General features: G+C 44.3%; 14 protein-coding genes and 1 other annotated feature. Of the genes, 2 read left to right on the top strand and 12 right to left on the bottom strand.

Annotated features, from left to right (window positions below):
- Positions 1-137: 137 nt before the first annotated feature.
- Positions 138-794 carry an adaptor protein MecA gene (gene mecA, locus ICW23_RS01305; RefSeq protein WP_045925332.1) on the bottom strand — a complete coding sequence of 219 codons (657 nt, stop codon included), beginning with the start codon at positions 792-794 and terminating at the stop codon, positions 138-140.
- A 275-nt stretch (positions 795-1069) separates the two neighbouring features.
- Here mecA and ICW23_RS01295 point away from each other — a divergent pair, with 275 nt between their 5' ends.
- Positions 1070-1726: a TerC family protein gene (locus ICW23_RS01295; protein WP_064777832.1), complete on the top strand. Its 657-nt coding sequence runs from the start codon at positions 1070-1072 to the stop codon at positions 1724-1726.
- Between the two features lie 57 nt (positions 1727-1783).
- On the opposite strand, the gene spx is transcribed toward ICW23_RS01295, so the two are convergent.
- From spx to ICW23_RS01255, 8 genes are all read right to left on the bottom strand, one after another.
- On the bottom strand, positions 1784-2179 hold the full coding sequence (gene spx / locus ICW23_RS01290) for a transcriptional regulator Spx (RefSeq protein WP_003327578.1): 396 nt from the start codon (positions 2177-2179) through the stop codon (positions 1784-1786).
- Between the two features lie 177 nt (positions 2180-2356).
- Positions 2357-2935 (bottom strand): GNAT family N-acetyltransferase, encoded by a 579-nt coding sequence (locus tag ICW23_RS01285; RefSeq protein WP_016938230.1) that lies wholly within the window; start codon positions 2933-2935, stop codon positions 2357-2359.
- A gap of 117 nt (positions 2936-3052) precedes the next feature.
- Entirely contained in the window at positions 3053-4240 is a 1188-nt protein-coding gene (locus tag ICW23_RS01280) for a putative glycoside hydrolase (RefSeq protein WP_016938231.1), read from the bottom strand.
- Positions 4241-4349: 109 nt separating this feature from the next.
- Positions 4350-5267: an oligopeptide ABC transporter ATP-binding protein OppF gene (oppF, locus tag ICW23_RS01275; protein WP_016938232.1), complete on the bottom strand. Its 918-nt coding sequence runs from the start codon at positions 5265-5267 to the stop codon at positions 4350-4352.
- On the bottom strand, positions 5260-6336 hold the full coding sequence (locus tag ICW23_RS01270; protein ID WP_188153901.1) for an ABC transporter ATP-binding protein: 1077 nt from the start codon (positions 6334-6336) through the stop codon (positions 5260-5262). The genes oppF and ICW23_RS01270 overlap by 8 nt, the downstream gene beginning before the upstream one ends.
- A gap of 12 nt (positions 6337-6348) precedes the next feature.
- Positions 6349-7266: an oligopeptide ABC transporter permease OppC gene (oppC, locus tag ICW23_RS01265; RefSeq protein ID WP_016938234.1), complete on the bottom strand. Its 918-nt coding sequence runs from the start codon at positions 7264-7266 to the stop codon at positions 6349-6351.
- 3 nt (positions 7267-7269) lie between these two features.
- Positions 7270-8205 carry an ABC transporter permease gene (locus ICW23_RS01260; protein WP_016938235.1) on the bottom strand — a complete coding sequence of 312 codons (936 nt, stop codon included), beginning with the start codon at positions 8203-8205 and terminating at the stop codon, positions 7270-7272.
- Positions 8206-8311: 106 nt separating this feature from the next.
- Positions 8312-9946, bottom strand: a complete 1635-nt coding sequence (locus ICW23_RS01255) for a peptide ABC transporter substrate-binding protein (RefSeq protein WP_016938236.1) — start codon at positions 9944-9946, stop codon at positions 8312-8314.
- A 477-nt stretch (positions 9947-10423) separates the two neighbouring features.
- Positions 10424-10636 (top strand) — a binding site (T-box leader).
- A 54-nt stretch (positions 10637-10690) separates the two neighbouring features.
- Between ICW23_RS01255 and trpS the strand changes: the two genes are divergently transcribed.
- Entirely contained in the window at positions 10691-11683 is a 993-nt protein-coding gene (trpS, locus tag ICW23_RS01250) for a tryptophan--tRNA ligase (RefSeq protein WP_016938237.1), read from the top strand.
- A gap of 32 nt (positions 11684-11715) precedes the next feature.
- On the opposite strand, the gene ICW23_RS01245 is transcribed toward trpS, so the two are convergent.
- The 3 genes from ICW23_RS01245 to ICW23_RS01235 all read right to left on the bottom strand — a co-directional run bounded on the left by ICW23_RS01245 (position 11716) and on the right by ICW23_RS01235 (position 14502).
- Entirely contained in the window at positions 11716-12468 is a 753-nt protein-coding gene (locus ICW23_RS01245) for a YjbA family protein (RefSeq protein WP_016938238.1), read from the bottom strand.
- A gap of 147 nt (positions 12469-12615) precedes the next feature.
- On the bottom strand, positions 12616-13530 hold the full coding sequence (gene opp4C, locus ICW23_RS01240) for an oligopeptide ABC transporter permease (RefSeq protein ID WP_016938239.1): 915 nt from the start codon (positions 13528-13530) through the stop codon (positions 12616-12618).
- Positions 13531-13551: 21 nt separating this feature from the next.
- Entirely contained in the window at positions 13552-14502 is a 951-nt protein-coding gene (locus ICW23_RS01235; RefSeq protein WP_016938240.1) for an ABC transporter permease, read from the bottom strand.
- Positions 14503-14565: the final 63 nt, after the last annotated feature.

The following is a 14565-nucleotide window of genomic DNA, read 5'->3' as shown; positions in this document are numbered from 1 at the left end:
CTTTCCTGAATCTTGTTGTATTCAGCAGAAAGAAGGCATAATCCTGTTTGCGGGTGAGCGCTGTTATGGGGTTTTCAGCCGTTTATCATGTCATTCAGAACAAAAAAAACCGATTTCTGCTGAGAGAAATCGGTTTGTTATGATGCAAAGTGTTTTTTTATCGTATATAACGCATGATCAGCGATCACCAATTTTCCGTATTCTTCAAGACGGTGAATGCTGACTGACGATTCGTGCGCGTACTCCAACAGGATGCTTAGCTGATTTTCAACCTCTTCATCAGTTTGCTCATAAAAATCTGCATATAAATAATATCGGTTTTCAAACGAATACAGGGTCGTTTTAATTCCGTTAAGATTCAATTTTGATAGCGAGATGAGATCCTCAAAATCATCGAACCGCAAAGTGAACTGAAGCTTTTGCTCCTTATCTTCCCGGCTCTCGGCCTGCTCTTCTTTCTGGAAATCATCAAGTAAAGCATCGAGATTTTCATCTGCCGGCTCTTGTTTTTTATCTTCCGGGATCGGCAGTTCGAGTTTTTGTCCGTCCTTGGAAAGCTGGGCTTTTGTTACGATTATTTCCAGTCCTTTGTCCAATGCCTGAACCTGAATCCAAAGAGGACCCTCGACAGCGAATTCTTCTTCATCATGAACTTCATCCATGACTTCCCAGAACAGTTCTTCACTGCGCTCGCGATTGTACCAGATTTCTTCTCTGTCAAAACCGCGATCTTCAATATCACCATAAGACATATAAAATTTTACAGTATGCTCGTTAATTCTTTCTATTTCCATTTTGCCAACCTTCCCTTCTTTATAAGATGTTGAAGGGACATCTAAGCTCCCGATGAATAGTACTTTACTACACTTTACCCATTCCGTCCACATCTTAACCTTATAGAAGACAGCACAAATTCTGTATATTTCTATTTTATGATAAAACAGTTATAAAAGAAATAAAAATGCATTTTCACGCCGAAAAACAGGCTTTCTCCCGGTTCTCATCATAAATGGCGCACTGCTTCATATATTAGCTGTACAAGCAACCGATCTATAAGCGAGGTGTTACCATGCCGCACGATTACCTGCTGTCCCTTCTGCTCATTATCGGAATTGATCTCATTCTCGGCGGTGACAATGCCGTCGTCATCGCGATGGCCAGCCGGAATCTGGCGCATAAACAAAGACAGCAAGCGATCCTCTTCGGAACGTTTATCGCAGTCGTCTTGAGAATCGTGCTGACGAGCGCCGCGGTCTATTTATTGAATGTTCCTTTTTTACAATGCGCAGGCGGGGTGTTTTTATTGTATCTCGGCTATCAGCTTCTGATTGAGAAGAAAGATGCGCAGCATGTGAAAAGCAGTTCTTCCCTTTGGAAAGCCATCCGCACAATTGTTTTGGCTGATATCTTTATGTCTCTTGACAATGTCATCGCAGTAGCCGGCGCTTCTCACGGTGAGCTGACGCTTGTAGTGATAGGGCTTTTCATCTCGGTGCCGATTATCATTTGGGGCAGCAAGCTCGTTCATACCGCTATGGAGAAAATGCCTTTACTGATGTACGCCGGAAGCGGCCTTCTCGCATTTACCGGCGGTGAAATGATTGCCGGGGACAGCAAGCTGTCTTTCTTCATGGCGGAACACGGCACTATACAGATGATGCTGCCGGTTTTGACCGTCGCTTTTGTCATCCTCGCCAGTATGATTTATCAGCAGACTGAAAAATAATAAAAAGCCCAAACCGCGACGGTTTTGGGCTTTTTTCATGCTTATCGTAAGCTTATATCAGTTAGCCAGACGCTGTGCTTCTCTTAATTGGAAAGAACGTACTTTTCTAGGCAGGAATCGTCTGATTTCATCTTCGTTATAGCCGACTTGCAGACGTTTTTCATCAATGATGATCGGACGGCGGAGCAGTCCCGGATGCTCATTGATCAAAGTGTACAAGTCTTGAAGCGGCATTGATTCAACATTTACGTTCAGTTTCTGGAATACTTTAGAACGGGTAGAGATAATTTCATCCGTACCGTCTTCAGTCATACGCAGAATCTGCTTGATCTCATCAATTGATAACGGCTCAGAGAAAATGTTTCTTTCTTCAAACGGAATCTCGTGCTCCTCAAGCCAAGCTCTTGCTTTTCTGCATGACGTACAGCTAGGTGATGTGTATAATGTAACCATTAATCTTCACTCCTCTAATTAGTAGGATGAACATGTTTGTATTCTCAAATTGAAATGACTTTAAAAAAGGAATCTTTATAGGTATTATACTATAAAAAAGTAAGTATGAACAGTCTCCTGAGAAAAAAATGTGTCAATCCGGCAAATTTACGTTTTCGGATTATTTCCCATTCTCAATTAGCTCAGCTGATCGAAAATGTTTTTTCGTTTGTTCTCCTCAATGACTTTGAGAACTTCATCCGTTTTTTCGTATGATTCTCCGTACCATTTTTCATCTTTATAAGTGTGAATGTTTTCATATGTCTGTTTCATCGCTTCAAACATTTCTTCTTCTGACTCCGTCTTAGGCGACCAGTACAGAATCTCCATTTTGTTCACTTCATTCGTAGCCAATGACCGGCGCCGATACCCGATTGACTGCGCGTGCTTGAAATGCTCTCTTTGATAAAAACGCAAGCGCTTCTGTGTGTCCGTGTCATCCTCATCAACAGGCTCCACTTCAAGAAGAATCGGTTTGTTTTTCTTTTTCAGCCTGCCGATCAGCTTGCTTCCGAGACCTTGTCCTCTGGATTTCTTCGACACAAACAGGTAATCAATAAAGATGAAAGAGTCAAATTCCGCATACATCAGCACGTAGTACTGTCCTTCTTCTTTATGATAAACATCGCTTCGCTCCTTTAACAGAGCTTCCATATGCGCTTTTGATTTCATTTCTTCAATCGGAAAATATTCACTCAGCTTTTCGTACCAGTTCATTCATTTGCTCCTTATGGGTTCGTTGTCTTCACACTTTTAGATATACCCCATTTCCGATTGTTTAAACAATCTTACATCTATTAAGACGTGTGACCCTTTGACATGGTTTCAATTTTTTTAAAATGGTGTGTAATCGACATTTTTTGTATAACGGTTTGCCGCATCCCATAATAAAAATTCGTCAATTCCTTCATCATGCAGCGCTTTAATCTGGTCTTCCACCTGGCTTTTCCCGTACTTTTGATAATTTCCGCTGCCAAGATAAGAAGCCGTGAAGTCCTGAAGCCACGGGCGCGACACAGGCGGGTGTTTCAGTTTAGACAGTTTGTTATTTTCCACCTTCGCGTATTCTTTGACGACATTGTAAGGCTCAAAATCCGGTTTATCAATGCCGAAATAGCTTGTCCAATGGCTCGGATAAATCATAGATGAAATGACATCGACCTGTTCTGAAATTTTGCTGAAATTCTGGCCGATCCCAGGCGCCTCCGGCAGTGTCGCAGAATAGCCAAAAATATCAACCGACACATTTGCGCCATACGGCTTGAGTTTTCTCTTCGCATATCCGACAAAATCGGTGACGGCATGAACGCGTTTTTGCACATTGCTGTCTGCTGTTTTTCCGTAATCGCCGTGTCCGTATGTCAGTTCGCCATCACGTTTTTCAAATCCTTCAGGAAAACGGACATAATCAAACTGAATTTCCTGAAAGCCCATCTTCGCAGCTTGTTTTGCAATCTTTACATTATAATCCCATACCTCTTTCATAAACGGATTGACGAACGATTCTCCGCGGCCGTTTTTCCAGACGCTTCCGTTTTTTTCTTTAAAGGACCACTCCGGCTTTTCGTTCGCGAGTTCGCTGTCTTTAAATACGACAATACGCGCGATCGGATAGATCTTTTTTTCCTCCAGCTTTTTCATCATCTTTTTTGGGTCTTTGATGTACGGTTTGGCGATTTTGTCATACTCAGAATGACCGTCCGGTTTAAAGGTAAGATTTCCGTTGTCGTCCTTCACATCAATCACCATTGTGTTGAGCTTCGATTTGTCCACAAAGTCTGTCAGCTCCCCGAATTTGCTCCCACCCGCTGAATGTCCTGTGACGTAAATGCCCCGGACCTTATCAGGACGTGTAAAATGCAGTCCTGACGGATAAGCAAACCTCTCATTTGCTTTTGGCAGCTCTTTTTCAGTCAGCGCTATTTTTACAAGCGGCTGCTCTTCTTTTACAGCCGCCTGTGCCGGATAAGCGGCTGCACTGAAAAACAGTCCCGCCGCAAAGGCGCATAAAATGGTTTTCATACTGATCTCCCCCTTTTTTTCCATTATAGGAAAACGGGAGCAGACTGAATAAACTTGGATGTGCGCGAAAAAAAAATCCTCCAAGACTGAGTCTTGAAGGATGCGGCTTTTATAGATAGGTTTTAAATTCAGCTTCTGTGCACATGACAAAATGTCCCGGTTTCACTTCGCGAAATTCCATCTTTTCTCCGTCTTGGAGCTGATGAATTGACGGATCATATTTCTTTCGCACGCGATTTCTTTCATAGTCCGGATCAGGAAGCGGGATAGCGGACAGCAATGATTTCGTGTAAGGGTGAAGCGGATTTTCGTAAAGCTCATCCGCCGGCGCAAGCTCCACCAGCTTCCCGAAATACATGACGCCGATGCGGTCGCTGATGTATTTGACCATTGATAAATCATGGGCGATAAACAGATAAGTGAGCCCTTTTTCTTGCTGCAATTCTTTCATTAAATTGACGACCTGCGCCTGAATGGAAACGTCAAGCGCCGAAATCGGTTCGTCCGCAATGATAAACTCCGGATCAACCGCCAATGCTCTGGCGATTCCGATACGCTGGCGCTGCCCGCCCGAAAATTCATGCGGATAGCGGTTGGCGTGCTCTTTATTTAAACCGACCGTTTCCAGCAGTTCGTGAACCCGCTGCATGCGCTCTTTTTTCGTTTTGGCCAGGCGGTGAATATCTATTCCCTCGGCAATAATGTCGGCGACTGTCATTCTCGGATTTAACGAAGCGTACGGATCCTGGAAAATCATCTGCATTTTCCGGTTAAACTCCAGCAGTTTCTTGCGGGATTTTTTCCCGTGGACATTTTCCCCGTTAAAGAGGACTTCCCCGCCGGTTGCCTCATACAGCCGGATAATACTGCGGCCCGTCGTTGATTTACCGCAGCCCGATTCTCCGACAAGGCCGAGCGTTTCGCCTTTATAAATATCAAATGATAAATCATCTACGGCTTTTACCGTTCCTTTCGGCGTAAAAAAATGCTGTTGTAAATGTTTGATTTCAAGCAGTTTCTCAGTCATTTTTTTCACCTTCCTTCATTAAAACAGGCTGCTGATACGTATTCGGCAGCTGACGGATTTTAGCCTTCACCGCTTCTGGCGGCTCGACCTTAGGCGCATCAGGATGCAGAAGCCATGATTTCACAAAATGCGTGTCGGACACTTTATACATCGGCGGTTCCTGTTCAAAGTCAATTTTCATCGCATACGAGCTGCGGAGCGCAAATGCGTCCCCTTTCGGAGGGTTTGTGAGATCAGGCGGCGTGCCCGGAATGGCCGTCAGTTTTTCCTGATCTGTGCTGTCCAGACTCGGCATTGAGGCAAGCAGCCCCCACGTATACGGATGGCGCGGATCATAAAAGATTTCATCCACCGTGCCCGATTCAACCACCTGACCCGCGTACATGACGGCGACCCGATCGGCGACATTGGCGACAACGCCGAGATCGTGCGTGATGAAAATGATAGACGTATCAATTTTCTTTTGCAGATCTTTCATCAGCTCAAGGATTTGCGCCTGAATCGTCACATCAAGCGCTGTTGTCGGTTCATCGGCAATTAACAGCTTCGGATTTGCCGCGAGCGCCATCGCGATGACGACGCGCTGTCTCATACCGCCTGAAAATTCATGCGGGAATTGGCCGATCCGTTTTTCAGGCATCGGGATTCCGACGAGATCAAGCAGCTCTATGGCGCGTTTTTTCGCAGCTTCTTTTGAGATTTTTTCATGTTTGAAAAGCACTTCCATAATTTGTTTTCCGACTTTCATCGTCGGGTTCAGAGAGGTCATCGGATCTTGGAAAATCATTCCGATCTCCCTTCCCCTGATGGCCTGCATTTCTTTTTCGGACATCGGCACGATATCGCGCCCGTCAAAAAGAATCTGTCCTCTTTTGAAATAGCCCGGAGGCATCGGAATCAGCTTCATTATCGCCTGAGATGTCACACTTTTTCCGGAACCTGACTCCCCTACGATCGCCAGCGTCTCTCCTTTATTCAAATGGAAATTCACGCCGCGGATTGCCTGTACCTCTCCGCTGTATGTTTTAAATGAAATGGCTAAGTCTTTTACTTCTAGCAAGCGTGTCACTCATATCACTCCTTATTTGCGTAACTTAGGATCCAGCGCGTCTCTTAACCCGTCGCCGACAACGTTAAAGCCGAACATCGCCAGGCAGATAAATCCTGCAGGGAAGAACAGACGCCAAGGGTAATAGGTTAATGCAGGCAATCCGTCTGAGGCCATCGTCCCCCAGCTCGCAAGCGGCGCAGGTACGCCAAGCCCCAAATAACTTAAAAATGCTTCTGTAAAAATCGCCGTCGGAACCGTGAGCGTCATCGTTACAAGTATAGATCCCATCGCATTCGGGACGATATGCTTAAACAAAAGCCGGCCGGTTTTGGCACCGAGTGTCTGTGAAGCAAGCACATACTCCTGATTCTTTAATTGCAGCACCTGTCCGCGGACGATTCTCGCCATATTGATCCAGCCCGTGATCGTCATGGCGACGATAATGGTCAGCAATCCTTTCGGCAGAACAACCATCAGCAAAATCACCATTAATAATGAAGGAACAGCCCACAGAATGTCGGCGATGCGCATCATCACTTCATCTGTGCGTCCGCCGCGGAATCCGGAAATACTGCCCCAGATTACGCCGATTAATAAATCCAGCACGGCAGCTGCGACTCCGATAAAGATCGAAATCCGCGCGCCCACCCATGTCCGGACAAATATGTCCCTTCCAAGGTCATCGGTGCCGAACCAATGATCTTTCGACGGGGCTTTATCAGCATTTAATAGATTGGTAGTCGCATAATCATATTTTGAAAAAACAGGTGCAAAAATCGCCATAAGAATAATAAGAACGATCAGTACCAACCCGACCATCGCAAGCTTATTGCTGCGGAAGCGGAGCATGGCGTCTTTCCAGAGGGAAAGGCTTTTTTTACTTATTTTTTCGGCATCGCCGGCATTAGCTGAAGCTGGTTCAAACATATTTTTAGGAATGTTCTGCATGGTCTAGGCTCCTTTCTTTGCTTTAGAAAGCTTGATTCTCGGATCGATTAATCCGTACAGCACATCTACAATCAATACGCATAAAAGCAGGATCACGCTGAAGAACACGGTAACTCCCATAATGACCGTATAATCACGGTTTGTAATGCTGTTTACAAAATGCGCGCCTAAACCGGGAATTCCGAAAATCGATTCAATGATGAAACTTCCCGTTAAAATGGACGCCGCCATCGGCCCCATATATGTCACGACGGGCAAAAGCGCGTTTCGAAGCGCATGGCGCACGGTGACTGACGGCCGGGAAAGGCCTTTTGCTTTTGCAGTCCGTATGTAATCGCTGTTTAACACTTCAATCATGCTTGAACGGGAGAGTCTGGCGATAAATGCCATCGGCATGGAAGCGAGCGCAATGGAGGGCAGAAAGGTGTATGCCCAGGATTCCCACCCCGCGACCGGGAACAGTTCTAATTTAATGGAGAAAATATATTGCAAAATCGTTGCCAATATAAAACTCGGAACTGAGATCCCAAAGATCGTTAAAATCGCAATGGTATAATCCTGCCATTTATTATGGTACAGGGCAGCCAGCACCCCGAAAAGCACACCAAACGCTAATGCGAGGAGAATTGCTTCTGCACCGAGAGTGAATGAGACGGGGAAGCCGGAATTGATTAAATCATTAACGCTTTGGCCTTTATATTTAAAAGAAGGCCCAAAGTCCCACATCGCTACAGATTTTAAGTAGCTGACATATTGAACGAAAAGAGGCTTGTCCAGACCATAGTGTTCGTTTAAGTTTGCTTCAATTTCAGGCGTCAGCTTTCTTTCGCCGGAAAATGGTCCGCCCGGGGCTGCCTGCATTAAGAAGAAAGTGGCGGTGACAATCACAAACAGCGTGATGATCATGTAAATGAATCGTTTACCGATGTATTTCAGCAAGGTGAACACCTCCATATTTTTTACCATTTTAAACTTAATAAGCAAGAAAGGTATACGGGGACATCCTCCCCATATACCTTGGGTCTTTTGTTTTCAGAACCGCCTGTTATTCAAAAGAAGCGTTTCTGAAGAAAACGTCACCTGTTCCGGTCAAGATTACATTTTTGAGGTTTTTATCCTGCACCCAAGTATCTGTATAGAAGTAAACTGGCGCGACCGGCATTGCGTCCATAAAGATTTTTTCTGCTTTTTTCAGCTCTTCGATACGTTTATCCGGATCCGTTTCAAGCTGAGATTGGTTCAGCAGCTTTTTAAACTCAGGGTCTTCCCATCCTGTATCATTGTTTCCCCCATCTTTATCGCGATATGCTTCAAGGAAGTTAATTGCATCATTAAAGTCGCCTAACCAGGCCATACGCCCGACCTGATAATCTTGGCTGTGCAGCTTATCGATGTACACATTCCATTCGGAATTATCAAGCTCAGCCTTGACACCTAAGTTCTTTTTCCACATTTCCTGTACGGCCTGCGCTATTTTCGCATGCGCATCATTCGTATTGTAGGACAATTTGATTGCCGGAAGGTCAGAGACGCTCTTGATACCTAATTCTTTCAGTCCTTTATTTAAGTATTCTTTAGCTGTTTTGACGTCATTGTCTTTGAAATAGCCTTTTTTGTTATCCTCGAATCCCTTCATTGACGGCGGCACTGCAGCCATGGCCGGGATTTGTTCCCCCTGCGTCACATTTTTCACGATAGATGAGCGGTCGATCGCATAAGCAAGGGCTTTACGGATGTTCACATTGTTCAGCGGTTTCGCTTCTGTGTTGAATTTGTACCAATACACACCTGCGATCGGTTCAACATGGAGCGATCCATCCTTTTTCAAAGTCGGCAGAGATTCGGTCGGAAGCTGGCCGAGCGGCATTCCTGCCCAGTCAAGCTCACCCGCCTGGAATTTTTTCAGTTCGGTGTTGTCATTGTTAATCATCACCATGTTGATTTTCTTCAATTTCACAGCGTCTTTATCCCAATATTGATCGTTCTTTTCAAGCGTGATGGAACCGCTGTGTTTCCAGGCTGTCATTTTGAACGGGCCGTTTGACACGTAATTTTCACCTGCGTTTGTGTTCCAGTTTTTATGTTTTTCAGCAATTTTCTTGTTGATCGGCATATACGTATAGAATGAAGTTAATTGCAGGAAGTAAGGTGTCGGGTTGTTCAGTTCCACCTTTAATGTTTTGTCATTTACGGCTTTTACGCCTACGTCATCAAGCTTGCCTTTTCCTGTATTGGCGGCTTCAGCGCCTTTGATGTAGTAGAGCTGATAAGCGTATTGTGATTCGTTGTTCGGGTCAAGCACCCATTTCCATGCATATTCAAAATCCTGCGCAGTCACGGGATCGCCGTTAGACCATTTCGCACCATCACGAATCGTAAATGTATAGGTCTTTCCGTCTTTGCTTGTTTCAATTTTAGATGCCATTCCTTCTTCAGGCTCACCTTTGGAGTTTACGCGTGTCAATCCTTCATAAATCTGGCGGATTACGCCTCCTGAAACGGAATCATTCGCTAATCCCGGATGCATTGAAAACGGCTCAGTTTTAATATTGATATTAAGTGTAGTCTGTCCTTTGGTGTCTTTTTTACCGTCGCCTGATCCGCCGCTGAATCCGCCGCACGCACTTAACACAAGCGAGAAGATAAGCATCAAACCTACAATAGACCAACGCTTTTTCATGCACTAACCCCCTAATCAAATTTTCAGCCTTTACTACTAAATACTCAGAAATATCAGACAAAATAACGTAATATTTTTCTAAACTTTAATTGTGTTCCGTCTTTTCTGATTATTTTATGTAAAGAAGCTGTAACAATAGAGTGAACAAGTTCATTATAATGAAATGAATAATTTATTGCAATACTATTTTCTCAATTTAAAATATTTAAATTTGGTCAGTTTTTCTGCCAAAAAGGTGATACACTTCTATAGTTTAAAGCATGACCTAACTAAATATTTTTATTGTAATTTCCAGTTCATATTGCTTTTTACATATAATATTCGTTATACGAAATGTTGATATCCGTTATCTTTTAGGCATTTTCAGTTCTTTTTGCGGATTTTCAGCCTTTAAGCAAATTGGAAATAAGCTTGCATTCTTCTGATGACATTTGGCTATAATTGATTTATAATAGATCAATCAAAGAACATTTTGTTGTGATTGCTATGATGAAGAGTAGTACACATATCAACCCGTTTGAAGAGAGCCTGCGGTGCTGGGAGCAGGTAACGGGCCCTGTGGAATGGACTTCTGAGCAGCTGACCGAACGTAAAGTAGGCCCAGCCGGAGCAGCCTCCGTTACCAACGTCTCGAGCGATTCCATTGTAATGGAATAATCAGGGTGGCACCACGGTTCATTCGTCCCTTTTTTCTACGGGAAGAATGGGCTTTTTTATTATGTTTTAAGAAATGAGGTAAGAACTATGAAGAAAACGATTTTTTCAGGCATTCAGCCGAGCGGCTCCGTTACCCTCGGCAACTACATCGGCGCCATGAAACAATTTGTCGATTTGCAGCATGATTACAACGGATATTTCTGCATCGTCGATCAGCATGCAATTACGGTTCCGCAGGATCGGCTTGAGCTGCGGAAGAACATACGCAATCTGGCGGCTCTTTACCTGGCCGTCGGACTTGACCCCGAGAAAGCGACCCTCTTTATCCAGTCAGAGGTTCCCGCTCATGCCCAGGCGGGATGGATGCTCCAATGTGTCGCATATATCGGCGAGCTTGAGCGGATGACGCAGTTTAAAGATAAGTCAAAAGGCAAAGAAGCCGTCGTCTCAGGGCTGTTAACATATCCGCCGCTGATGGCCGGTGATATTTTACTGTACGGCACGGATCTTGTTCCGGTCGGAGAAGACCAAAAACAGCACCTTGAACTGACCCGCAATCTGGCAGAGCGCTTCAATAAGAAATACAATGACATCTTCACGATTCCTGAGGTGAAAATCCCTGAAACGGGCGCGCGCATCATGTCACTGGCTGATCCGCTCAAAAAAATGAGCAAATCAGACCCGAACCAAAAGGCATACATCACGCTGCTTGATGAGCCGAAACAGCTCGAAAAGAAAATCAAGAGCGCCGTGACTGATTCGGAAGGCATTGTAAAGTATGATAAAGAAAATAAACCGGGTGTTTCTAACCTTTTGACGATCTATTCTATTTTAGGAAACACATCAATTGAAGAATTAGAGGCGAAATATGAAGGCAAAGGCTACGGTGAATTCAAAAGCGATTTAGCCGAAGTCGTTATCGGCGCTTTGTCACCGATCCAAGAGCGCTATCGTGAATTAATTGAAAGCGACGAGCTTGACCGCATTCTCGACGAAGGGGCAGCGCGCGCAAACAAAACCGCCGGCAAAATGGTGAAAAAAATGGAAAACGCCATGGGTCTCGGACGGAAAAGAAGATAAAGAAAAGAGGCGGGATGATCCCCGCCTCTTTTTTAGTTCACTTTTGATTCCTGTTCCATTTCCCAAAGCTTTTCGAAAAACGGCTGCCCTTTAATCAAATTTTCACAGAACGCAAGATGCTTGTCTGACCAGCCTTCGATTGTTTCATTATAAAGCATGTCCCAAATCTCTTCGAAGCTCATCCGTTTGATCTGCTCGTACATATGCGGATTCCATTCCGTGTACCAATACACTATTTCCGCGCGGTTTTTCAGCCCTTTCAGCTGGTCAAGCGCCATAAACATCAGCTGCTTGATCTGCCGTTCTTTTCTCGTCAGCCCTCTGACATGCTCCGGCGCCAATGATAAAATGTGATATTCCTTTGAAGACTCCAATTGTGCAGGCTCAAATTGAAACGATTCCGGCTCTACATCCTTTACCATTTCATAAACAAGCTGCTCCTGCCTCGGAATCAGGCGGCTCTTTCTGACCGGAATGGTATACCCGATCGTATCCACGGCAATGATGCCGATTCCGTCAGTCACGACAAAACAGTACTCAAGCTTCGTCCGTTCATGATTTTTTCGCACATATGACTTTTGATGCACTTGTTCCAGCAGCTCTTTCGGAAGCTCTGATAAGTCGTTTTCTATGTAATGAAATAATACCGACGGCACTCTGAGCAGCGGCGTCTGATCCAAAAGCTCAACCGTGTCTTCCTTCCGCCATTCGTGAAAATGGCATACATTGTAGCCATTCTCTTCCCCTTCAAACCAATTGACCCACACATCATGAAGAAATAACATATTCGACCCCTCACTTTATAAAAACTGTTGTCCACAGTATAGGCAAGGGATAGATAAATTATTCCATTTCGATATGAGATTTCCGCAATAGGGGGCTGGATTTCTGACTGCATCGCAACAAAAAAATCTCCCGTTCCGTCCGGGAGATCATTTCACATTTTTCGGATCAAGCGCGTCACGCAGACCGTCTCCGACAAAGTTGAAGCACAATACAGTAAGAAGAATCAACAAACCCGGGAATAACGGGTACCACCAAGCCTGAATCATAAGCGTAAAGTTCTGTGCATCCTGGAGCATATTGCCCCAGCTTGCGATCGGCGGCTGAATCCCGAAACCGAGATAACTCAATGTAGATTCTGCCAAAATAACCGTTCCGACCTTTAATGTGGCCGAGACAATAATCGGTCCAAGCGCATTAGGCAATATATGAGAAAAAATAATATGATGATTTTTTGTACCGATCGTCTTTGCAGCCAGTACAAATTCTCTGGAACGAAGCGATAAAAACTCCCCCCGCACAAGGCGTGCTGTTGTTGTCCAGCCTGTAAGGGAGAAAATTAAAATTAATTTATCCATTCCGGGCTGAAAAATCGTAACAAGTGTAATAAGCAAAAATATATCAGGTATGGATAATACGATATCAACAGTTCTCATGAGAACGGCATCGACAATCCCCTTAAAATAACCGGCAACGGCTCCGACAACAGTTCCGATTGTAATCGCACCGATCACAGATGCGAATCCGACAAGCAAGGAAACGCGCGCCCCGTACAGAACCCTCGTAAAGATGTCTCTTCCGAATTTATCTGTTCCCATTAGATGTTTTAAACTCGGCGGCTTCAAACGATTGATAAGAGATTGACTCTCTGGAGAGTAAGGAGCGATTACCGAAGCGAATAAAGCTGACAAAATGATGATGGTTAATATAACGGCTCCGATTACAGCAAGTTTGTTTTGAAAGAACTTTTCGAAAAAAATCTTAGTCATTGTTTCCGGTTTGGATTGAATATTTTCTTTTAATTTTATTTCACTGGGGGGTGTGCCGGTATTTGGCTGTAACATTTGACCTCTCACCTCTCTTTGTTAATATTCAATACGGGGGTCAGCCAACGCATATAAGATGTCTGCAATTAAATTCCCCACTACAACCAAAACAGCTGAAATGACCGTCATGGCCATGATAACCGGATAATCTCGTGAAAAGGCTGAATCAATAAACAATTTGCCGAGACCCGGCCAAGTAAAAATCTGTTCTACAACTACCGCTCCCCCGATAAAAGACGGTATCATCAGACCAAAAATAGTGATGACAGGAAGAAGTCCGTTTCGCAAACCGTGTTTAAAAATCACTTTATTATCTCTGAATCCTTTCGCACGCGCCGTGCGTATATAATCCTGTTTTAACACATCAAGCATACTGGATCTTGTGTATCTCGTTATTCCAGCCATGTCTGCCGTTGCGAGCACAAAAGCAGGCAGAATCAAATGATGCAAACGGTCAAATATGTTAAAGTCCGCATTCAAAGTGCTTACTCCGCCAGTGGGAAACCACCCAAGATTCACAGATAAAACCATAATTAAAATCAAACCGAACCAAAAATTCGGAATGGCAAGCCCCAAGAATGAAGTAACAGTTATCCCGTAATCCAATTTTGAATAAGGACGTTTCGCTGACAAAACACCAAATGGAATAGAAATCAGAAGAGCGACAAGGGTTGAGAAAAGCATAAGCACAATCGTATTCGGTAAGCGGGATAAGATAAGTTCAGAAACAGGGGTGCCTTTCTTCACAATAGAAGTCCCGAAATCGCCTTTCAGCATATTCCCCAGCCATTTCACATATTGAACCGGTTCCGGATCGTTCAACCCGTATTTTTCAATGAATTTCGCCCTGTCCGCTTGACTGATTGTAGGGTCCATCATGAGCGACATCGGATCTCCGGGCGCTGCTTTCATGATAGCAAACGACAAAATTGTAATGCCTAAGAGAATCGGCAAGGACATTAATGTTCGCCGTAAAATATATGTAACCATGTTCTTGTCCCCTTTTTAAATAGGATAAGAGAGGAAAGGAAACTCCTTCCCTCTCAAGGGCTT

Source organism: Bacillus sp. 1021, assembly GCF_014534735.1.
GTDB classification, from domain to species: domain Bacteria; phylum Bacillota; class Bacilli; order Bacillales; family Bacillaceae; genus Bacillus; species Bacillus siamensis.
The sequence above is the reverse complement of the archived record's forward strand: the minus strand, read 5'-3'. Positions and strand labels throughout refer to the sequence as shown.